Annotated in this window: 15 protein-coding genes; 9 read left to right on the top strand and 6 right to left on the bottom strand. The window is 65.7% G+C overall.

The genetic code is table 11. The annotated features are described in order from the left end of the window. Positions 1-218: 218 nt before the first annotated feature. A complete protein-coding gene (locus ACTJJM_RS20165; protein ID WP_440865924.1) occupies positions 219-1,829 on the top strand; it encodes a hypothetical protein in 1,611 nt (536 codons plus the stop codon). 27 nt (positions 1,830-1,856) lie between these two features. On the opposite strand, the gene ACTJJM_RS20160 is transcribed toward ACTJJM_RS20165, so the two are convergent. Continuing rightward, positions 1,857-2,567: a glutathione S-transferase gene (locus tag ACTJJM_RS20160; RefSeq protein WP_440865923.1), complete on the bottom strand. Its 711-nt coding sequence runs from the start codon at positions 2,565-2,567 to the stop codon at positions 1,857-1,859. Positions 2,568-2,737: 170 nt separating this feature from the next. Between ACTJJM_RS20160 and ACTJJM_RS20155 the strand changes: the two genes are divergently transcribed. Together ACTJJM_RS20155 and clpB are read left to right on the top strand one after the other, a co-directional pair. After that, complete coding sequence (locus ACTJJM_RS20155; protein ID WP_423159698.1) at positions 2,738-3,559, top strand: DUF3014 domain-containing protein; 822 nt, start codon at positions 2,738-2,740, stop codon at positions 3,557-3,559. Positions 3,560-3,740: 181 nt separating this feature from the next. Continuing rightward, the gene (clpB, locus tag ACTJJM_RS20150; RefSeq protein WP_440865922.1) at positions 3,741-6,326 is read left to right on the top strand and encodes an ATP-dependent chaperone ClpB; all 2,586 of its coding nucleotides are present in this window, start codon (positions 3,741-3,743) and stop codon (positions 6,324-6,326) included. Positions 6,327-6,398: 72 nt separating this feature from the next. Here clpB and ACTJJM_RS20145 read toward each other — a convergent pair whose 3' ends face one another. The 3 genes from ACTJJM_RS20145 to ACTJJM_RS20135 all read right to left on the bottom strand — a co-directional run bounded on the left by ACTJJM_RS20145 (position 6,399) and on the right by ACTJJM_RS20135 (position 9,363). Continuing rightward, positions 6,399-7,199: a MipA/OmpV family protein gene (locus tag ACTJJM_RS20145; protein WP_043400505.1), complete on the bottom strand. Its 801-nt coding sequence runs from the start codon at positions 7,197-7,199 to the stop codon at positions 6,399-6,401. Between the two features lie 140 nt (positions 7,200-7,339). Next, positions 7,340-8,629: an ATP-binding protein gene (locus ACTJJM_RS20140; RefSeq protein WP_019338709.1), complete on the bottom strand. Its 1,290-nt coding sequence runs from the start codon at positions 8,627-8,629 to the stop codon at positions 7,340-7,342. Continuing rightward, the gene (locus tag ACTJJM_RS20135) at positions 8,626-9,363 is read right to left on the bottom strand and encodes a winged helix-turn-helix domain-containing protein (protein ID WP_440865921.1); all 738 of its coding nucleotides are present in this window, start codon (positions 9,361-9,363) and stop codon (positions 8,626-8,628) included. Before ACTJJM_RS20135 ends, ACTJJM_RS20140 begins: the two co-directional genes overlap by 4 nt. A gap of 182 nt (positions 9,364-9,545) precedes the next feature. Here ACTJJM_RS20135 and ACTJJM_RS20130 point away from each other — a divergent pair, with 182 nt between their 5' ends. Next, the gene (locus tag ACTJJM_RS20130; protein WP_019338707.1) at positions 9,546-10,832 is read left to right on the top strand and encodes an aminotransferase class I/II-fold pyridoxal phosphate-dependent enzyme; all 1,287 of its coding nucleotides are present in this window, start codon (positions 9,546-9,548) and stop codon (positions 10,830-10,832) included. 275 nt (positions 10,833-11,107) lie between these two features. On the opposite strand, the gene ybaL is transcribed toward ACTJJM_RS20130, so the two are convergent. Further along, a complete protein-coding gene (gene ybaL, locus ACTJJM_RS20125) occupies positions 11,108-12,805 on the bottom strand; it encodes a YbaL family putative K(+) efflux transporter (protein WP_159360498.1) in 1,698 nt (565 codons plus the stop codon). A 473-nt stretch (positions 12,806-13,278) separates the two neighbouring features. Here ybaL and ACTJJM_RS20120 point away from each other — a divergent pair, with 473 nt between their 5' ends. The 4 genes from ACTJJM_RS20120 to ACTJJM_RS20105 all read left to right on the top strand — a co-directional run bounded on the left by ACTJJM_RS20120 (position 13,279) and on the right by ACTJJM_RS20105 (position 15,982). After that, the gene (locus tag ACTJJM_RS20120; protein WP_171955101.1) at positions 13,279-13,818 is read left to right on the top strand and encodes a hypothetical protein; all 540 of its coding nucleotides are present in this window, start codon (positions 13,279-13,281) and stop codon (positions 13,816-13,818) included. A 79-nt stretch (positions 13,819-13,897) separates the two neighbouring features. Next, the gene (locus ACTJJM_RS20115) at positions 13,898-14,425 is read left to right on the top strand and encodes a hypothetical protein (protein WP_428702829.1); all 528 of its coding nucleotides are present in this window, start codon (positions 13,898-13,900) and stop codon (positions 14,423-14,425) included. Positions 14,426-14,471: 46 nt separating this feature from the next. Next, complete coding sequence (locus ACTJJM_RS20110) at positions 14,472-14,969, top strand: hypothetical protein (protein ID WP_171955102.1); 498 nt, start codon at positions 14,472-14,474, stop codon at positions 14,967-14,969. A 5-nt stretch (positions 14,970-14,974) separates the two neighbouring features. Beyond that, the gene (locus ACTJJM_RS20105) at positions 14,975-15,982 is read left to right on the top strand and encodes a hypothetical protein (protein ID WP_262102965.1); all 1,008 of its coding nucleotides are present in this window, start codon (positions 14,975-14,977) and stop codon (positions 15,980-15,982) included. A 133-nt stretch (positions 15,983-16,115) separates the two neighbouring features. On the opposite strand, the gene ACTJJM_RS20100 is transcribed toward ACTJJM_RS20105, so the two are convergent. After that, positions 16,116-18,503: a TonB-dependent receptor plug domain-containing protein gene (locus ACTJJM_RS20100; RefSeq protein ID WP_440865920.1), complete on the bottom strand. Its 2,388-nt coding sequence runs from the start codon at positions 18,501-18,503 to the stop codon at positions 16,116-16,118. A gap of 334 nt (positions 18,504-18,837) precedes the next feature. On the opposite strand from ACTJJM_RS20100, the gene ACTJJM_RS20095 reads away from it, so the two are divergent. Beyond that, positions 18,838-20,703, top strand: coding sequence for an ABC-F family ATP-binding cassette domain-containing protein (locus ACTJJM_RS20095; RefSeq protein ID WP_043400521.1), 1,866 nt, complete (start codon positions 18,838-18,840; stop codon positions 20,701-20,703). Positions 20,704-20,771: the final 68 nt, after the last annotated feature.

Raw genomic sequence — 20,771 nt, 5'->3', positions numbered from 1 at the left:
GCGCCATGGATGGCGCCATCGAGCCCCCAGGGACGGGTTTACGGCGTGTCCTGCGCAGCCCATCCCGACCGGCCCACTCCGATAAAGCTGCTTTTGGCGACCCACCCCCAGCCACGAGGGGCCCCGCCGTTGGCTGGAACCCATCATTCCACCGCGGAATTGGCGCCCGGGCCCCGCTGGGCCTACCATCGGCGGTCCCCACCCCCACCGCCCCTTCCATGTCCGCTCCCGCTTCCGCCGCACCGCGTCGCTGGTTCGTCTCCGGCGACTTCAACGGCTTCTTCGGCCTGGTCGTCGACAACCTCTCCATCCTCGGCTTCATCGCCATGGCCCTGGTCGGGATCTTCCAGTTCCCCGCCGACGTGGTGTTCGGCCGCATGTTCCCCGGCACCGCCTTCGGCGTGCTGGTCGGCAACCTGCTGTACACCCTGATGGCGCGCCGGCTGGCCGCACGTACCGGCCGCGACGATGTCACCGCCATGCCGCTGGGCCTGGATGCGCCGACCAGCATCGGCATGGCGCTGCTGGTGCTCGGCCCGGCCTTCCTCGCCTTCAAGCAGCAGGGCATGGACCCGCACGCAGCGGGCATCGCCACCTGGCAGCTGGGCATGGCCGCGCTGGTCATCATGGGCGTGCTCAAGTTCGTGCTGTCGTTCTTCGGCGAAGCGGTCACCCGCGCGCTGCCACGTGCGGCGCTGCTGGGTTCCATTGCCGGCATCGCGCTGGTGCTGATGGGCCTGCTGCCACTGCTGGAAACGCTGCGCTCGCCGCTGGTCGGCTTCACCACGCTGGGCCTGCTGCTGTATGTGCTGATCGCCAAGGGCAAGCTGCCGGTGCGTGGCCCCGGCGTGCTGCTGGCCTTCGTGTTCGGCACCGTGCTGTATTACGGCCTGGGCGTGGCCGGACTGGGTGCACCGGGCTTCCATGTGCCGGAATGGGTGCCACCGCAGGTGGTGCTGCCGCTGCCGACGCTGGGCTTCCTTGAAGGCCTGCCCACGGCGATGACCTACCTGCCGTTGCTGCTGCCGTTCGGCCTGCTGATGGTGGTCGGTGGCATCAACGTCTCCGAGAGCGCACGTGCGGCCGGCGATGACTATCGCACCCGTGACATCCTGCTGGTGGAAGCGGTGGCGACGCTGGTGGCCGGTGTCTGCGGCGGCGTTGCGCAGACCACGCCGTACATCGGCCAGCCGGCCTACAAGCACATGGGCGCACGCAGCGGCTATACGCTGCTGACCGGCCTGTTCGTCGGCATCGGCGGCATGCTCGGCATCATTTCCGGGCTGGTGCAGTGGCTGCCGCTGGCGGTGCTGGCACCGATCATCGTGTACGTGGCCATCGACATCACCACGCAGGCCTTCCAGGCCACGCCACGTCACCACACCGGTGCGATGGTGTTCGGTTTCCTGCCGTCCGTGGCCTACCTGCTGGCGATCAAGGCACCCGGCTGGATCGCCCCGGACCAGCTGCCGCAGTTGCTGACCAAGCTCGACGGCCACGGCCTGCCCGAGCTGGCGGTGATCTTCACCCTCGGCAATGGCTTCATCATCACCTCGATGCTGTGGATCTCGGCGGTGGCGGCGATGGTCGATGGACGCCTGCGCCGCGCCTGCGGTTTCCTGCTTGTGGCGGCGGTGCTGACCCTGTTCGGCCTGATCCACTCGGTGGACCCGCGCGGTGGCATCTACCTGCCGTGGGATCTGGAAGGCCTGGCGCGCATCATCAGCTGGCAGTTCGCAGGCGCGTATGTGGCACTGGCGGTACTGCTGGGGTTGCTGTCGCTGCAGAAGCAGGCGGTGAAGCCGCTGGGTGACGGCACCGATCATTGACCGGGGGACGCCGGGCATGGCCCGGCGCTACCGTTCGGCGTCCAGCTCCGGGTAATGGCGGAAAATGCCATTCGTGTTGAACGCCAGCCGCCGTTCCGAGCGCAGGTAGGCGGCGATGTTCGGCCGCTTCGCCACCCGCTCCTGCAGTGCACGCAGCAGGGGTAGGGTGGGGCCGAGTGCCTGCATGCGGCGCGGGAACATGTAGTCCAGCCCGCTCAGCAGCTGGAACAGCGACAGATCCACATAGGAATGCTCGCGCAATGCATGTCGGCCTCCGTTGGCGGCCAGCACCTGTTCGAAGTAACCAAGGAACTTCGGCAACCGTTCGCCGCGCAGCGACGTGGCCCGGGCCTTGGCTTCGGTCTTCTGCTCTTCGTAGTACTTCGATGCGGCGATCGGATGGTGGGTGTCATGTACCTCTGCCACCAGGTCGGCGATGGTCAGCTGCAACTGCAGTGCCTGCATCCGCCGCGAGGCCGCTTGCGGCACCAGGTCCAACGTCGGGCCGAGAAAATCCAGGATGGCCGCGACCTGCGCGATGACCTGTCGCCCGGCCTTCAGGAACGGCGGTGCGAAGGGCTGCGCACCTTCGCTGCCACCGTCGAGGAACGTCTGCATCACTGCATCGCCGTGCACCCGCGCCATGTCGATGTAATCGGCGCCGGCATCTTCCAGCGCCAGGCGCACGAACTCGCCACGGCCCTGGATGCCAGTCCAGTAATACAGCGCGTACTGCATGGCAGTGCCTCCACAGGACAAGACCCACAGCCTCGCGCGTGGCGTGCAAAGCAGGCGTGAGCGCGGCTCTGCTGCAGGTCCGAACCCGAACGGCAGCGGAACAGGTGGGGAACCCGCTGGAATCGGTGGGGTCACACCCTCTCCATGCGTGTGAAACGAGGTGCTGCATCATGCAGAGTGGAAAGGCGGTATGGCCCTGGGTGTTGGGTGTGGTGGTGATCGGTGGCGCGGGCGGTTGGTTGTTCCGCGATCAGCTGAAGCGCCTGGCAGACGGTGTCTCGGTGCCGGTGCAATCAACCCCCGCCAGTACCAGTGCACCGCCACAACCACAGGCGGCCGCAGAACCCGCGCCAGCGCCACCGCCGATCAAGCATCCGCTGGATACCGAGGTCGCAGCCGATCCGGCGCTGCCGAAGCTGGCTGACAGCGATGCCGCTGCCTGGGGCGCACTGAGCCAGCTGTTCCAGGGCGAGGGCCCGCTGACCCTGTTGCTGCGCGATCACCTGATCCAGCGCCTGGTCACCCTGGTCGACAACCTGGACAAGCCCAGCGTGCCGCCCACTGCCCTGGCCGCACGGCCGCTGCCGGGCAGTCTGCAGGTCGAGCCCGCTGAGGGCGGCGAGCGGATCGCTGCCAGCAACGGGGCACGCTATGCGCCCTATGTGCAGGCATTCACCGCGCTGGACCCGGCGGCGACGGCTGCCGCCTACAAGCGCTTCTATCCCCTGATCCAGCAGGCCTATGTGGACCTGGGCCGACCCGACGGATATTTCAATGATCGCCTGGTCGCGGTGATCGACCATCTGCTGGAGACCCCGGAACTGGCCCAGGCGCCGCTGGTGCAGCGCGATGAGCGCGGCCGTTACCGCTTCGTCGATCCCACCCTGCAGTCGCGATCGATCAGCCAGAAGGCGCTGCTGCGCATGGATCCAGCGCAGGCACGGGCGGTCAAGCAGCAGCTGCGGGCGATCCGCACCGCGATCACCCGCTGAACCCGTCCACCGCGCGGAACTGATCCGGATCAACGCGCCGACCACACCCGTTCCGGCATGCTGGCCCCAGGCTGACTGGCCTCGGGGTGCAGTCGCAGTCACCCTTGAAACGGGGTGGGGCAACCGCATCTTTTCAGCATCGCCGGCGCGGGCCGGCCCTGATGACCGATGAGGATTCGCAATGCGGATGGACAAGCTCACCTCGCGTTTCCAGCAGGCGCTGGCAGACGCACAGTCGCTGGCCGTGGGCCGCGACAACAGCATCATCGAACCGGTTCACCTGTTCAGCGCGCTGCTGGACCAGCAGGGTGGCAGCACGCGCCCGTTGCTGGCCCAGGCCGGGGTGAACGTGCCGGTGCTGCGCGAGCGCCTGACCGAGGCGCTGGATGCGCTGCCCAAGGTGTCCGGCCAGGCCGGCAACGTTTCGATGGGCAATGACCTCGGCCGCCTGCTCAATCACACTGACAAGCTGGCCCAGCAGAACGGCGATGCCTTCATTGCCAGCGAGTGGTTCGTGCTGGCCGCGCTGGAAGACAACGGCACGCTGGGCATGGCGCTGCGCGCCGCCGGTGCCGACAAGACCCGCCTGCAGGCTGCCATCGACAAGCTGCGTGGCGGCGAGAACGTGCAGTCGGAAAATGCCGAGGAACAGCGGCAGGCGCTGGAGAAGTACACCATCGACCTGACCGCGCGTGCCGAGAGCGGCAAGCTCGATCCGGTGATCGGCCGTGACGAGGAGATCCGTCGCACCATCCAGGTGCTGCAGCGCCGGACCAAGAACAATCCGGTGCTGATCGGCGAACCCGGCGTGGGCAAGACCGCGATCGTGGAAGGCCTGGCTCAGCGCATCATCAACGACGAAGTGCCCGAAGGCCTGCGCGGCAAGCGTGTGCTGTCGCTGGACATGGGCGCGCTGATCGCCGGCGCCAAGTTCCGCGGTGAATTCGAGGAGCGCCTGAAGGGCGTGCTCAACGACCTGGCCAAGAACGAAGGCCAGATCATCCTGTTCATCGACGAGCTGCACACCATGGTCGGCGCCGGCAAGGCTGATGGCGCGATGGATGCCGGCAACATGCTGAAGCCGGCGCTGGCACGCGGCGAGCTGCACTGCATCGGTGCGACCACGCTGGACGAATACCGCAAGTACATCGAGAAGGACGCTGCGCTGGAGCGCCGCTTCCAGAAGGTGTTCGTCGGCGAACCCACGGTGGAGGACACCATCGCGATCCTGCGCGGGCTGAAGGAAAAGTACGCCGTGCACCACGGCGTGGAAATCACCGACCCGGCCATCGTGGCTGCCGCCACGCTGTCCAACCGCTACATCACCGACCGCCAGCTGCCGGACAAGGCCATCGACCTGATGGACGAAGCCGCCTCACGCCTGCGCATGGAGATCGACTCCAAGCCGGAGGAGCTGGATCGCCTGGAACGCCGGGTGATCCAGCTGAAGATCCAGCGCGAGATGCTGAAGAAGGAAAAGGACGAAGCCTCGCGGCAGCGCCTGGCCGACCTGGAGAACGATATCGACGGGCTGGAGCGCGAGTTCTCCGACCTCAATGAAATCTGGAAGTCGGAGAAGGCTGCGCTGCAGGGCGCCACCAAGATCAAGGAACAGGTCGAGCAGGCCAAGCTGGAGCTGGAAGCTGCGCAGCGCCGCCAGGATTTCGCCAAGATGAGCGAAATCCAGTACGGCCTGTTGCCGCAACTGGAAAAGCAGCTGGCCGCCGCGCAGGAAGCCGAGCACAAGGACTTCAAGCTGGTACAGGACCGCGTGACCGATGAGGAGATCGCCGAGGTCGTTTCGCGCTGGACCGGCATCCCGGTCAACAAGATGCTCGAAGGCGAGCGCGACAAGCTGCTGCGCATGGAAGAAGTGCTGCACAACCGTGTGGTCGGCCAGGAAGAGGCGATCAAGGTCGTCTCCGATGCGGTACGCCGCTCGCGTGCCGGCCTGTCCGATCCGAATCGTCCGGCCGGCTCGTTCCTGTTCCTCGGCCCGACCGGCGTCGGCAAGACCGAGCTGTGCAAGTCGCTGGCCGAGTTCCTGTTCGACAGTGCCGACGCGATGATCCGCATCGACATGAGCGAGTTCATGGAGAAGCACAGCGTCGCCCGCCTGATCGGTGCGCCCCCGGGCTACGTCGGCTACGAGGAAGGCGGTTACCTGACCGAGGCCGTGCGTCGTCGCCCGTATTCGCTGATCCTGCTCGATGAGGTGGAGAAGGCGCATCCGGATGTGTTCAACATCCTGCTGCAGGTGCTGGACGATGGCCGCCTGACCGATGGCCAGGGCCGCACCGTGGACTTCCGCAACACCGTCATCGTGATGACTTCGAACCTGGGCTCGCACCAGATCCAGGACATGAGCACCGACGACAGCCCGGAGGCCTACACGCAGATGAAGGCGGCGGTGATGGGCGTGGTGCAGGCACACTTCCGCCCGGAATTCATCAACCGCCTGGACGACATCGTGGTGTTCCACCCGCTGGACAAGCAGCAGATCAAGCAGATCGCGCGCATCCAGATGCGTGGGCTGGAGAAGCGCCTGGCCGAGCGTGGCCTGAAGCTGATGGTGTCCGACGCAGCATTCGAGCTGCTCGGCAACGTTGGCTTCGATCCGGTGTATGGCGCGCGTCCGTTGAAGCGTGCGATCCAGGCACAGCTGGAAAATCCGCTGGCGCAGAAGATCCTCTCCGGTGCCTTCGTCAACGGCGACACCATCGAAGTCGGCAACGACGGCGGTCACCTGGTGTTCGCCAGGGCGTGAATCATGCGGGGCGCTGCCTGATCGCAGCGCCCCGTTTCCTGCGAAGTACGCCGGGCCATGCCCGGCGCTCACTCAGAAGCGGTGGGTATAACCGCTCATCAAGCCGAACTGGTTCGCCTTCTGCACGATCGGGCTGTCGGCGGCATCGCCAAGCAGGCGCGTGCCTTCGGCCGAGATGTACCAGTTGCCGTTGCGGCCCACGCGGTGGCTCCACTTCAGGCCGAGACCGGCGCTGACCAGGCCGGCCTTCGGCTTGTGCTGGGCAAAGCCGGTGCGCGCCGCCTGTTCCGGACTGACGCCGTACCAGGTCTGCATGTAACCCCGGTTGCCGTAGTCGGTGGAAACACTGCCGCTGACCACGCCACCGGCCAGGTCGAACAGCGGCAGGGTCAGGTTCAAGTGCACCTGCTGGGTGGCCAGGCCGTTCTCGGCCTTGTCCTCATCCTTGCGGGTGAACTGCCAGGAACCGCTCAGCACGGCTTCGCCCAGCGTATAACCAGCCGAGACGCCGACCAGGGGACGGGTATCGATATCGCCCATGCCGCGCAGGAAGTCCGAACCGCCAAGCAGGGAGTCCTTTTCCTTGCGGATGCCGCTGGCGCCGACGTAGGCACGCACGCGCGTGTGCTCGCCGATGGACGTGCCCCAGCCGATGCCGCTGGTGCCCAGAAACCAGCCCCCTGGCGAGGTGACATCGAAGGACAGCGAAGGCGTTGCACGATACTCCTCGCTGCCACTGTAGCGAGGTGCCACGCCACCGCCGGCAGCGACCTCGAAGGTCCAGTGGTCATCCTTGGCGTGGGCGATCGGTGCGGCGAACAGCGGCAGCAGGGCCAGGCAGAGCAGGGCAGGGGAACGGCGAAGCTGGGACATGGAAACTCTCGACAATGGGAGGAAGGCAGCGCGCGCATCCGGCGAGTGCTGCAGGGTCGTTAGCGTGGCGATACGCCGGCGACCGATCCGTCCGCAGTTGTGCGGGAGTTGTAATCAACTGTAATCGTGCCCGTGGGCGTTCAGCTGGCAGCCAGCGGCCAGTGCATTTCCAGGCGCGCGCCGCCCAGCGTGGCGCGGCTGATGCGCAGCTCGCCACCGTGGCGGGCGGCGATGCGGCTGACAATGGCCAGGCCTAGTCCGAAGCCGCCGGTGTCGCGGCTGCGGCTGTCGTCCAGGCGGGTGAATGGACGCATCACCTTCTCGCGATCGGCTTCGGCGATGCCGGGGCCGTCGTCATCCACACGCAGGCAGGCGCGGCCGCCGACACCGACCAGCGAGACTTCCACCTGCGAATGCGTGTGGCGCAGCGCATTGCCCACCAGATTGCTCAGTGCCAGCTGCAGCAGGCGCGGCTCGGCATCCACCCGTGGCAATGCACTGGGCTGCACGCGCAGGACCACGCCGGCACGTTCGGCATCACGACGCACATCGGCCAGGCAGGCCTGCAGCCAGTCGTTGGCTTCGATGCGCTGTAGCGGTTCGCCTTCGCTGGGATGTTCCAGGCGCTCATAGGCCAGTAGTTCGCTGACTAGCCGGTTGAGTTCGGCCAGGTCGCCGTGCAGGCCCTGTGCCAGCCGTTCGCGGCGTTCGCGATCATCACTGTCCTGCATCAGGTCCAGGCCGAAGGCCACGCGCGCGATCGGCGTGCGCAGTTCGTGCGAGATCGCATGGGTCAGGTCGCGTTGGCGCTGCACCAGTTCGGCTACGCGCGCGGCCATGCGGTTGGAATGTTCGACGATGACCCGGATCTGCGAGCGCGGCGAGACCTGTGCGCGCGCTTGCAGATCACCGGCACCGATGCGGTCGGCGTGCAGGCGCAGCGCTTCAAGATCGCGCCAGAGCAGGCGCACCCAGGCGTACAGGCTGGCGCCGACCAGCAGCAGGATGCTGAGGTATGCCGCGATTGTCATGTACGTCGTCATCTGCACCGCGCCAGGCAGGCGCAGGTGCAGCCAGCGGCCTCCGATGCCTTCGATGGGCAGCAGGACCTGCTGGTATTGATCGCGCACGATGAAGCCATCAGCCTTCACGGCTGCCTGTTCCTGGGGGGCGAGCGCGGGCGGACTGTCGAGCAGGGTCAGCGCGATGCCGTAGTGTGGCTGCCACTGCTGCAGGCGCTCACGCTGCTGGCCGGCGTCCAGGCCGGCCAGGCCACTGCGCAGGGCGTACACCTGCCCGCGCACCTGCTCGACGAACACGCGATCCTGCACAGGCGTGTAGATGCCGTCCAGGATGTGGTTGAGGAAAAACACCGACACCAGGAAGCAGGCACCAGTGACGAACCACAGCCACAGGAACAGCCGCTTCATGCGGTCCAGGCCGACGGGTTGAACTGGTAGCCGCGGCCCCACACGGTCTTGATCCGCCGCGGTTCGCGCGCGTCATCGCCCAGCTTGCGGCGCAGCTTGCCGATGCTGACATCGACACTACGGTCCAGGCCGTCGAAGCCGATGCCGCGCACCGCCTGCAGGATCTGGTCGCGCGACAGGATCTGCCCCGGCTGGCTGGCCAGCAGCCACAGGATCTCGAATTCGGTGGTGCCCATGTCTACCGGCTGGCCATGCAGATGCACCTCGCGCTGCATGCGGTCGATCAGCAGTTCACCATGCATCAGCCGGCAGGGCGTGCCAGTGTTGCTGCTGCCGTGGCGGCGGCGCAGCAGCGCGCGCAGGCGCGCCAGCAGCAGGCGCGGTTCGATCGGCTTGTGCACATAGTCGTCGGCGCCGGATTCCAGGCTCAGTACCTGCTCGATGTCGTCCTCGCACGCGGTCAGCATCAGGATCGGCACGTCGGAGAAGCTGCGGATCTGCCGGCACACGTCGATGCCGCCGAGGCCGGGCAGCATCAGGTCCAGCACCACCAGTTCCGGCGCATGCTGGCGGCAGGCCGCGCCGGCCAGGTCGCCACGGGCGACGTGCTGCACGGCAAAGCCATGCTCGTGCAGGTAGTCGCTGACCAGCTCGGCCAGGCGGCGATCGTCTTCCACCAGCAGGACCGGTGTCGGCGTGCCGTTGGCGGTGGGTGTCCAAGGGGATGGCTGCATGCGCGTAGGGCCTCCGTGCCCGGACAGGAGCGCCCGGCGGCGAAGCCTAGCAACGGCCCATGACGGCTGCCTGAATCGCGGCCAACCTGATAACCGGCGGTACGGGCGTCATCGCCAGTGGCTTTCAGCGGGCGCCCCCGGCTGTCCTATGGTGGCGGTTTCCCCGGATGGAGCCTGGCGCAATGAGCGACCCGCAGTGGCAACTGGAAACCCTGGCCGTGCACGGCGGCTACCGTCCCGACCCGACCACCCGCGCGGTGGCGGTGCCGATCTACCAGACGGTGGCGTATGCCTTCGATGACACCCAGCACGGCGCCGACCTGTTCGACCTGAAGGTGCCCGGCAACATCTACACCCGCATCATGAACCCCACTACCGACGTGCTGGAGCAGCGCCTGGCCGCGCTGGAAGGTGGCATCGGCGCGCTGGCACTGGCCTCGGGGCAGGCCGCGATCACCTACGCAATCCAGACCATCGCCGAGGCCGGTGACAACATCGTCGCCTCCAGCGCGCTGTATGGCGGCAGCCTCAACCTGCTGGCGCATACGCTGCCGCAGTACGGCATCCAGGCGCGCTTCGCCGACCCCGCCGATCCGACCGCGTTCGCCGCGCTGATCGACGAGCGCACCAAGGCGGTGTTCGTCGAATCGATCGGCAACCCGCGTGGCAACGTCACCGACATTGCCGCCATCGCCGAGGTCGCGCATGCCGCCGGCGTGCCGCTGATCGTGGACAACACGGTGGCCACACCGTTCCTGCTGCGCCCGTTCGAGCACGGCGCCGACATCGTCGTGCACTCGCTGACCAAGTACCTGGGCGGCCACGGCAACAGCCTCGGCGGCGCGATCATCGACTCCGGCCGCTTCGACTGGGTGGCGCAGCCGAAGCGTTTCGCCCGACTCAACCAGCCCGACCCCAGCTACCACGGCGTGGTCTACACCGAAGCGCTGGGGCCGGCGGCCTATATCGGCCGCGCGCGCGTGGTGCCGCTGCGGAATACCGGCGCAGCGTTGTCGCCGTTCAATGCGTTCCTGATCCTGCAGGGCATCGAGACCCTGGCCCTGCGCATGGAGCGCATCAATGCCAATGCACTGGCCGTCGCGCAGTACCTGAAGGCGCACGACAAGGTGGCCTGGGTACGCTACGCCGGGTTGGCCGACGACCCGGAGCACGCCGCCGCGCAGCGCTACCTGGGGGGACACGGCTCGGGCGTACTGACCTTCGGCCTGCCCGGCGGCCGTGAAGCCGGCGCGCGCTTCCTTGATGCACTGAAGCTGTTCACCCGCCTGGTCAACCTGGGCGATGCGAAGTCGCTGGCCACCCATCCGGCCTCCACCACCCATCGCCAGCTGGATGCCGCCGAACTGGCCAAGGCCGGCGTCAGCGAAGACACCGTGCGGCTGTCGATCGGCATCGAGCACATCGGCGACCTGCGCGCCGACCTGGAACAGGCCCTGGCCGGCGCCTGATAGCTACGCGCTTGGTCGTCATCGCTACAGGCGATCACCACCGGCACCGCGATGCGCTACGGTGGAACTGCCTCTCCAAGGCATGGCAACGTGGCGATCCAGATCCCCGGTCGATGCGGGTCGACCGGGGATTTTTTTGTGTCGCTGTGTCGACCAAGGTCGACACCCACCAACAGCAGCGGGGACCCACCCCGCCATCCCACGGATAGTCAGCCTTTGCTTTTGCCGTTGCCTCGGCAGGTGCAGGGCTGCAAGCCCTGCCGCACCCACACCCCTCACACCACCGGAATGCTGTGCTGCCCCAGATTCCGGTACGGCGGCGTGGACATGATCATCTCCGCCAGCGAGTACGCCAGCTCACGTTCGGCCATCACCGTGCCATCGGCACCGTGTTCCAGCAGATGCTTCACTTCCGCATCGCTGTGCGCGCGCGCCAGCAGGGTCAGGTCCGGGTTGATCGCACGCAGCTTGGCCAGCGCCTCACCGGCTTCCAGCGGCTGCGGAATCGCCAGCACCGCAATCTTCGCCCGCTCAGGATGGGCCTCGGCCAGCACCCGGTCGGCCGCCGCACTGCCGCGGATCGCCGCCAGGCCCTTGGCGTGCGCCGCCTCGACGTGTTCCTTGTTGTCATCGATCACCAGCACCGGCACGCCGCGATCGCGCAGCACCTGTGCCAGTTCGCTGCCCACGCGGCCATAACCAATCACGATGGCGTGGTCATGCAGGTCACGTGAGGGACCGGTAGCCTCTTCGGGCTCGGCGGCCTGGGGTGACTGCTCCTGCTTGGCCTGCCAACGGTCCAGCAGCCCGAATACCAGCGGGTTGAGCATGATCGACACCAGCGCACCGGCCAGTACCAGCGACTGGCCTTCCTTCGGCAGGATCTGCAGTGCCACGCCGAGGCCGGCGATGATGAAGGCGAACTCGCCGATCTGCGCCAGGCTGGCCGAGATGGTCAGCGCGGTGCTGGTCGGATGGCCGAACGCACGCACGATGAAGAACGCCGCGGCCGATTTGCCGAACATGATGATCAGCACCGTGGCCAGCACCTGCCACGGGTGCTGGACGAGGATGTTGGGGTCGAACAGCATGCCGACCGAGACGAAGAACAGCACCGCGAACGCATCGCGCAGCGGCAGCGAATCGGTCGCGGCCTTGTGGCTCAGCTCCGATTCGTTGAGCAGCATGCCGGCGAAGAACGCGCCCAGCGCGAACGAGACGCCGAACAACATGGCCGAGCCGAACGCGACGCCCAGCGCGATTGCCAGCACGGACAGGGTGAACAGCTCGCGCGAACCAGTACCTGCGATGCGTTCGAGGATCCACGGGATGACCCGGCGGCCGACCACCAGCATCACCGCCACGAACAGGCCCAGCTGCACGAAGGTCCAGCCGATATCGGCCAGCACGCTGCCCAACGAGTGCGATTCCTTGGCTGCATCGGGGCCGAACACACCGGCCATCACCGGCATCATCACCAGTGCCAGCACGCAGGCCAGGTCTTCCACGATCAGCCAGCCGACCGCGATCTTGCCGCGCATTGTCTCCAGCAGCCGGCGTTCCTCCATCGCCCGCAGCAGCACCACGGTACTGGCGGTGGCCAGCGAGAAACCGAAGATGACCCCATGGATGGCCGGCCAGCCCATCAGCGAGGCCACGCCCCAGCCGAGCAGGGTGGCCACCGCGATCTGGCCGATGGCGCCGGGGATGGCGATGGCCTTTACCGCCATCAGGTCCTTCAGCGAGAAGTGCAGGCCGACGCCGAACATCAGCAGCATCACGCCCAGCTCGGCCAACTGGTTGGCCAGCGCCTGGTCGGCGACGAAGCCGGGGGTGAACGGGCCTACGCAGATGCCAGCAACCAGGTAACCGACCAGGGGAGACAAGCGGAGCTTGTTGGCCAGCGCGCCGAAGATGAAGGCGAGCCCCAGGCCAACGGCAACGATGTTGATCAGGTCGGTGTCATGGTGCATCGGCACTCGCAGGAAATCGGGGGGATGCCCCGATTTTCACCTAATGAGGCCAGATACGGCAAACCCGGCCAGCGTATCGGATCGTTGCGTGGGAAGAGCCGTCAGCGGTCGGCGTCCGACCTGGCGTATGGGGGGCGGTCGAGGGTGGCGCTGTCGGGATCGGACCTGTTTGGGGTGGCCGGTTGTTCTGCACCGTGAACCGGGGCCAGACCAACGCCACCCGAGACAGGCGCGGGAAGGGTGATGGGTTCGGTGACTTTGCGGTGCCTCTGGCCCTGTGACACAAGGTTTTCCAGTCGATGCGACAGCATCCAAGGGCCGGTGGCTGGCCGGTAGGCGCAGGCGACGGGGCTGAAGCTTGCAATCTGGCGGGGGGTCTCGAGTCCGGAACGCGTCACCATGTGCCCGCTACTCCGTTCTGCGGACCAACCAGAGGGGCCTGCTCTCTCCAGGCCGCATGGGTGAACGACCACATGAAGCTTCCCGACATTGACGTAGTGATTCAGGCGATAGGTCAAGACACGAGCTCGGCGCCCCTGTCCCGCTTGCTCCTTGATCTGGAAATCGGTGAGCGCGACTTTCGTCACTATCCGTTGAAGTTGGCGGGAATGCGGTTCTGGACTGACGAGGAAAATACGCTGCAGTTGGAATTCAAGGACGTCGGGCTGCTGGTGGACATTCCTTACCACGACCTGGACGAAGGGCCCTGGGTACTGACGAGCGTAGCGCTCTGGGGAGCGAGAGTGAGTAAGAAGAACAAAGTCAGGAAGGAGAAGCCTGCCTACTCAGGCCCGTTGCCCTGTGGACTGAGCTTTTCCATGCTGCGCCAGCATGTAAGGGAGCGACTCGCCGCGTTGAATGCAGGGAGTGCTGTTGAAATGGGATTTGATGGTGAGGTGGATGTCTGGTGTGTCAGTGGCTTGGATCTTGCGGTTGATTTCTCTGGTCCAGATGATTCGATTCGCTGCATTTCCGTGGGTTTGCCGATTGGTCGTAGCGATCGCCAACCGTAAGCCCTCGACTGTTTCCCACACATGGGTCAGGCATGCAGGATCAACATGCAGGCGGGCCAGCCTTCTTCAAACAGCGTCGGTGAACAATCAGATGAATCTTCCAGACATAGATGTAGTGATCCAGGCGGTTGGTCAGGACACCAGCTCGGCGTCCCTGTCCCGGCTACTCCAGGAACTGGAAGTCGACGGAGCCGAGTTTGGCCGCAATCCGTTGAAATTGACTGGAAGGCGGCTTTGGACCGATGAGGAAAGTTTGCTGCAGTTGGAATTCAAGGATATCGGGCTGCTGGCGGACATCCCGTACCACGACTTAGAAAACGGGCCCTGGATATTGACGAAGGCAGTGTTCTGGGGATGTGGGAAGAACAATCGCGCCTACTCTGGCCCTTTGCCCCATGGCCTGAACTTCTCAATGTCGCGTAAGCATGTGCGGGACCGATTTGCGGACCTGAATGCAGGGGATGCCATGGTGATAGGGCTGTCTGGCAATGTGGATATGTGGAGTATCAGCGGCCTGGAATGTGGGGTTAATTTCGCCGGCCCAAATGGTTCGATTCGTTGCATTTCCTTGGGGGTTCAGATCAAGCGTGGCGATCACCAACCGTAAATCCGGCAGGTAGCTACTCGCCTCAGTAAAGGACAAGCGAGTCTTCATGAATCATCCAACTGTTGAAGAGTTCATCGCTGGGATCGTTAGAGATTCAGAATCGCAGGAGCTCGAAACCATCTTTTCCAGGATCGGAATCCAGCTTCAGAATCTGGATGACTACCGTTTGGGTGTCAGTGGTCACCGGATCTGGGCAGATGACGCTGCTGGACTGCAGCTTGAATTCAAGGATGCCGGGCTGCTCTCGGAGATCCCTTATCACGACATCGATGATGGCCCCTGGATACTCACCGACGTGATCTTTTGGGGCTGGCGAAAGGAAGCGGCCACCTGGTATGAAGGGCCAATGCCTTTCGGCCTGAACTTCCTGATGTCCAGGGACCAGGTCAGGTCCGAGGTATCTGCCGATTTAGGGGCGCCTAAGGTGTTTGGTTTGTCCGGCAATGTCGACGCATGGACGCTCGGAAAGCTGGAGCTTGCTGTCGACTATGACGGTGAAAGGGGAATCCGTTGCGTCAGCCTGGGGTTGCCGCCAGAGGAATGAACGAAATGGACCTCCAGGCGATAATGGCCCTCTTTGGTAAAAGCGCTGCTAATCCAGCCGTCACGACGATGCTTCAGTCGCTGGGCGTCAAGCGAAGTCCAGAACTGGCCCGTCCTGCCAGAAGTCCTTATGAGGCCGTTCTGCGTGCGAGCGACCTGGGCATGCTGTTCTCTTTCAGCGACCGAAATTACTGGAATGGACGATCTGTAGCGTCGCACGGCAAGAGCAGGGTGCTTGTTTTCACCAATGTTGCCGTCACCTCGGGAATTCCGGACGTCATGCGTCGCTATCAGGGTGTTCTGCCTTTTGGCCTGCAGTGGGAGGACGACAGGACTACAGCGCGCGCTAAACTGGCTGCGGCAGGGTGGGGGGATAGACTGCATGCTGGCAGGCGCGACGCTTGGTGGTTGCCTGATTACCGCATCCGTTTGACCTATCAACCTGCGCGCATCCAACGTGCCGCCGAGCCAGGGATTTTTGATGTCAGCGTGGGAATTCCCATGCCCTCGTTGGCCCGCGCATCGACAATGCAGGAGTACCCCTCAGCGGAGCAGGTGCTTGCTGTCCTCGGGAAATCGACCGGGGACGCTGATTTCCAGGCGGTGTTCCGGGGATTTGGTCTTGCGAGTCTGATGGCGGAGGCGAGCAGCGAGGTCGTCGATAGAGCCGACGAGCATGGCTTCATCCTTTACTTCGACAGTAGGCGAGGCGTACCCGGTAGCCATCCGGTATGCATCGGTATCAGTTTTGTCCGCGATCGACTGGGGAACTCAAGAGCCTGGGCTGGGCCGCTGCCATTCGGTCTTCAATTCGATGATCCGCCGTCCATTCTCGAAGAGCGCATGGGTCAACGCGCCAGTCGTTGGCGTGATGAAGGAACATTCGGCAGCGCGAGCTGGTCGCTGCCTGGTCTTCACGTGAGTGTGAATTTTGACAGTCTGGACAACTGTCTCGAGTCTGTCCGTGTGGTCGCAGAAGGACATCGCACGTCCAATTGCCAGCCGCGCGGCTGATCTTGCCCGCAGTACAGAAAAAAACACCCGCCGGATCATTCCGGCGGGTGTGAGAGATGCGGCGAGGGGATGCCGGCTAGCGGCCGGCACTACCAGAGCTGCGCCGGACATGGCCCGGCGCTACCGATACCGCTTACCAGGTGTACTTGATCCGCCCATACACATACGCGCCGTTGAAGCCGAACGGCGAGTAGTTGCTGTAGGGCAGCATGCCGAAGGTCGAGTTCTGCAGGTCTTCGGTACGGTCCGGGTACTTGTCCAGCAGGTTGTCGGCGCCCACGGTCAGCGTCCAGTTGCTGCTCGGCTTGTAGCTGGCCGAAGCATCCACCACCCAGGCATCGCCGTAGGTCTGGTCACGCAGCGCGGTGGCCGAGTTGCGCACGGTGAACTTGCCGTAGCGGGTCGCCGCCAGGCCCAGTTCCCAGTGGTCCGAACGCCAGGTGCCGCTCAGGATCGCCTTGTCGCGCGGGTAGCTGTCCTCGATGCGGCCGATCTCATCACGGCCGATCAGCGACTGGGTCAGGCCCAGCGTGCCAAACACCGCCGGGGTGCCGCCGACGCGGCGCACTTCGGTGTCGTTGTAGCTGTAGGCGGCGGTCAGCTCCAGGCTGCTGGCGCTGAACGGCACGGTGTAGCTGGAGACGAAGTCGACGCCGCGGGTGCGCGTATCCAGGCCGTTGGTGAAGTACGAGAACGCGGTCACCTGCGGCAGGCCGAGGGTGCCCAGCAGCGCGCTGGTGGCGGCGTTGGTGGTGATGCTGGACGACAGCGCGATGCGGTCATCAATGTCGATCTGGTACGCATCGACGGTGATGTACAGGCGGTCCACCGGCTGCAGCACCAGGCCCAGGCTGTAGGAGGTGGAGGTCTCGGCCTTCAACGGCGAGGCGCCCAGCGCCTGCGCGGCCGGGCTGGTGGTCGGGAAGGTGCCACGCTCGACGAACACGCCATTGAGGAACTGGCTGGTCACCGCCTGGTAGCCCTGCTGCGCCAGCGACGGTGCACGGAAGCCGCTGGAGGCGGTTGCCCGCAGCGCGACCTTGTCGGTGAATGCATAGCGCGCCGACAGCTTGCCGGAGAAGCGGTCGCCGAAGTCCGAGTAGTCCTCGTAGCGGCCGGTGATGCCCGCCGAGAACTTCTCGGTCAGGTCCGCTTCCAGGCCTGCATAGACCGCGTAGTTGTGGCGGTCGGCATGCACTTCATTGGTCGGGGTGAAGCCCGCGAAGCCCTGCGCGCCGCTGCCGGTGTACGAGTTCAGTTCGCCCGGGTTCTGGTCCCACTTCTCCTTGCGGTACTCACCGCCGAAGGACAGCGTGACAGGGTAGGCCAGGCCCCAGTCCAGCGACTTGGTCAGGTCGGCGTTGAAGATGTCCTGCTGGTACTTCAGCGTACCGTCGTAGAACGAGCGCGGGCTGGTCGCGCCCAGGCTGTAGTTGATGCTGTTGCGGGTGTGGAAATCCAGGGTGTTCTCGCCGTGGTTCAGGCTCAGGTCCCAGGTCCAGCCGTTGTCGGTGTTGCCCTTGACCCCGGCCACCAGCGAGCGGTCCTTGGAGTACTGGTTGATCTCCGGCACGAAGCCGTCCGGGTAGGTCTGCGCCAGCAGCGCGCTCTGCCCGTTGTGGTTGCGCGAACGGTAGAACGCGAACGAGGTGATGTCGCGGTTGCTCAGCAGCGCGCTGGCGTAGCCGGTCACGTGGTCGCTGAAGTCGAAGCTCGCGTTGGCCGATGCCGCGGTCGCATCCACGCGCGGGTCGCCGACGATGAAGGTCTTCTGGCCGATGCTCGGGAAGTTACCGGTGTTCGGCGTGGTGCCGCGGTATGGGCCGGCGCGGTTGCTTTCGTCCTGCTGGCTGATCTGGCCGGCCACGTGCACGCGGCCACGGCCGTTGCCGAACTCGACGCCGGTATCGCCGGAGAGCTGGTACTTGTTGCCGTCACCGGCCGAGTACTGGCCGTAGTCCACCGCCAGGCTGCCGCCACTGCCGCTGCCCTTGAGCACGATGTTGATGACGCCTGCAATGGCGTCCGAGCCGTACTGTGCCGACGCACCGTCACGCAGCACTTCCACGCGCTCGATGGCGGCGATCGGGATCGCGTTGATGTCCACGGCGGACGAGCCACGGCCGATGCTGCCGTTGACGTTGATCATCGCCGAGGTATGGCGGCGCTTGCCGTTGACCAGCACCAGCACCTGGTCCGGCGACAGGCCGCGCAGCTGCGTCGGGCGCACGCCGCTGGTGCCGTCGGTCAGGGCCGGGCGCGGGAAGTTCAGCGAGGGCAGCGCGCGCGACAGCGCCGTGGCCAGTTCGCTGGTGCCGGTGGACTGCAGTGCTTCGGGGGTAATGATGTCGATCGGCGATTGCGATTCGGCCACCGTGCGGTCGGCCACGCGGGTGCCGGTGACGATCACCGTGTCCAGGGTGTTGGCGGCGGTGCCGGCCTGCTGGGCAGCGGCAACGAACGGAGAGCCACCGAGTGCGACAGCGACGGCGGCGGCGATCAGGCTGGTCTTGCGGGTCATCGGGATGGGGCTCCGGTTGGCGGGGGCGGCACCGGAATCGACATCACGGGGGTGAGGCGGACGGCGGTTGTTGCGGTGCGCAAAGCAGGAATTAACGGGATATTCAGTGGCTGTCAAATGCCGGTCATCGGGAAAAACGTTGCAGAAGCAACCATTTAGCCCGGATCGGAGCTTGCGGGGAGGGGCCCGGGAGGCGCGCGGCGAGGACGTGGGAGAGAGAAACGTCGGCCGCTGCGCATCCCGGGGCGCGTCAAGTATTCGTTAACGCTAGAATTGCGTCGCAGGAACAGTGCTCACCAGCACATTCCATTCGGTTATATGGACGCCTCCCCCGATGATCTCCCTTCGTAATTTCGCCTTGCGCCGCGGCGAGCGGCTGCTGTTGTCCAATGTCGACCTGACCCTGCACGCCGGTTACCGGGTGGGTGTGGTCGGCCGCAACGGTGCTGGCAAGTCCAGCCTGTTCGCGGCGGTGAAGGGCGAGCTGGAGGCGGACAAGGGCGATGTCGATCTGCCCGGCAAGGTGCGCATCGCCAGCGTTGCCCAGGAAACCCCGTCGCTGCCCGACCCGGCGCTGAGCTTCGTGCTGGGCGGCGACATCGAAGTGGCCGCGGTGCTGGCCGCCGAGGCCGAGGCCACCGCCCGTGAAGACTGGGAAGCGGTGGCCGAAGCCCACACGAAGATGGCCGAGCTCAATGCCTACGACGCCGAAGCGCGCGCCGGCAAGCTGCTGCATGGCCTCGGCTTCCCGGCCGAGACTCACCATCGCGCGGTGTCCTCGTTCTCCGGCGGCTGGCGCGTTCGCCTGAACCTGGCCCGCGCGCTGATGATGCCCAGTGACCTGCTGCTGCTGGACGAACCGACCAACCACCTGGATCTGGACGCGGTGTATTGGCTGGAGCAGTGGCTGCTGAAGTACCCGGGCACCCTGCTGCTGATCTCGCATGACCGCGAGTTCCTCGACAACGTGGCCACCCACACCCTGCACCTGCACGGTGGCGGCGCCAAGCTCTACCCGGGCGGCTACACCGACTTCGAGCGCCAGCGCGCCGAACAGCTGCGCCAGCAGCAGATCGCGCACGAGAAGGAACAGGCCGAGCGCGCCCACCTGCAGAGCTTCATCGACCGCTTCAAGGCGCAGGCCAGCAAGGCCGCGCAGGCGCAGAGCCGCATGAAGCGCCTGGCCAAGCTGGCCGGTACCGAAGCGGTGCGTGCCGAGCGCGAGTTCCGCATCGAATTCGCGCCGCCGGCCAAGCTGCCGTTCTCATTGATTCGCCTGAACCACGTCGAGGCCGGTTACGGCAAGGATGCGGTGATCCTGCACAACGTCGGCTTCGGCCTGGAAGCGGGCCAGCGCATCGGCCTGCTCGGCCCGAACGGTGCGGGTAAAACCACCCTGGTGAAAACCCTGGTGGGCGAACTGGCGCCGATCGTGGGCGAGCGCATGGCGCACCCGGACCTGAAGATCGGCTACTTCGCCCAGCACACGGTGGAGTCGCTGCACGAAGGCCAGTCGCCGATGGAGCACTTCCGCGAAATCGCCCCGGATGCGCCGAACCAGTCGTTCCGCGATTTCCTTGGCAAGTGGAATTTCCCGGGCGACCGCGCGTTCGAGCCGGTCGATGGTTTCTCCGGTGGCGAGCGTGCGCGCCTGGCGCTGGCGCTGATCGCCTGGCAGCAGCCGAACGTGCTGCTGCTGGACGAACCGACCAACCACCTTGACTTGGAAATGCGCGAAGCGCTGGCCGAAGCACTGGCCACCTTCGAAGGCGCGATCGTGATGGTCTCGCACGACCGCCACCTGATCGGCCTGGTCTGCGATACCTATTGGCGCGTGGCTGATGGCGTGGTCGAGCCGTTCGACGGCGATCTGGATGCCTACGCCGCGTGGCTGCGTACCCGCCCGCAGGCACAGGGCACCAAGGCCCGCATGGAGCAGGTGGAAGAGCCGGTGGTGGTCAAGACCGCGCCGGTGGCGCAGGTGGTGCAGAAAAAGCCGGTGAACCCGCACAAGCTAGCCGCCGCCGAGGCCAAGGTAGCCGAGCTGGAAGGCGCGCTGGCCGAGCTGGACCGCCAGTTGGCCGACCCGGCCAACTACGCCGATGCCACCCGCATGGCGGTGATCGGCCGTGACCGCGAAACCGCCGCCGCCCAGCTGGAAAAAGCTGAGGCAGCGTGGATGGAACTGCTGGAGTCCTGATGCCATCGGTAGCGGGGGGGGGGGGGGGGGGGGGGGGGGGGGGGGGGGGGAGGGGGGGGGGGGGGGGG

It is taken from the genome of Stenotrophomonas sp. 22692 (genome assembly GCF_052045015.1).
In the GTDB taxonomy this organism is placed as follows: domain Bacteria; phylum Pseudomonadota; class Gammaproteobacteria; order Xanthomonadales; family Xanthomonadaceae; genus Stenotrophomonas; species Stenotrophomonas geniculata.
Note: the sequence above shows the minus strand (reverse complement) of the source record. Positions and strands in the feature narration are given on the sequence as shown.

Coding starts and splice junctions, on each gene's coding strand:
- ACTJJM_RS20155 (WP_423159698.1), top strand. CDS start 2,738: ATGCAGAGTGGAAAGGCGGTATGGCCCTGGGTGTTGGGTGTGGTGGTG.
- ACTJJM_RS20145 (WP_043400505.1), bottom strand. CDS start 7,199: ATGTCCCAGCTTCGCCGTTCCCCTGCCCTGCTCTGCCTGGCCCTGCTG.
- ACTJJM_RS20135 (WP_440865921.1), bottom strand. CDS start 9,363: ATGCAGCCATCCCCTTGGACACCCACCGCCAACGGCACGCCGACACCG.
- ACTJJM_RS20120 (WP_171955101.1), top strand. CDS start 13,279: ATGAAGCTTCCCGACATTGACGTAGTGATTCAGGCGATAGGTCAAGAC.
- ACTJJM_RS20095 (WP_043400521.1), top strand. CDS start 18,838: ATGATCTCCCTTCGTAATTTCGCCTTGCGCCGCGGCGAGCGGCTGCTG.
- ACTJJM_RS20105 (WP_262102965.1), top strand. CDS start 14,975: ATGGACCTCCAGGCGATAATGGCCCTCTTTGGTAAAAGCGCTGCTAAT.
- ACTJJM_RS20130 (WP_019338707.1), top strand. CDS start 9,546: ATGAGCGACCCGCAGTGGCAACTGGAAACCCTGGCCGTGCACGGCGGC.
- ACTJJM_RS20140 (WP_019338709.1), bottom strand. CDS start 8,629: ATGAAGCGGCTGTTCCTGTGGCTGTGGTTCGTCACTGGTGCCTGCTTC.
- ACTJJM_RS20100 (WP_440865920.1), bottom strand. CDS start 18,503: ATGACCCGCAAGACCAGCCTGATCGCCGCCGCCGTCGCTGTCGCACTC.
- ybaL (WP_159360498.1), bottom strand. CDS start 12,805: ATGCACCATGACACCGACCTGATCAACATCGTTGCCGTTGGCCTGGGG.
- clpB (WP_440865922.1), top strand. CDS start 3,741: ATGCGGATGGACAAGCTCACCTCGCGTTTCCAGCAGGCGCTGGCAGAC.
- ACTJJM_RS20160 (WP_440865923.1), bottom strand. CDS start 2,567: ATGCAGTACGCGCTGTATTACTGGACTGGCATCCAGGGCCGTGGCGAG.
- ACTJJM_RS20110 (WP_171955102.1), top strand. CDS start 14,472: ATGAATCATCCAACTGTTGAAGAGTTCATCGCTGGGATCGTTAGAGAT.
- ACTJJM_RS20165 (WP_440865924.1), top strand. CDS start 219: ATGTCCGCTCCCGCTTCCGCCGCACCGCGTCGCTGGTTCGTCTCCGGC.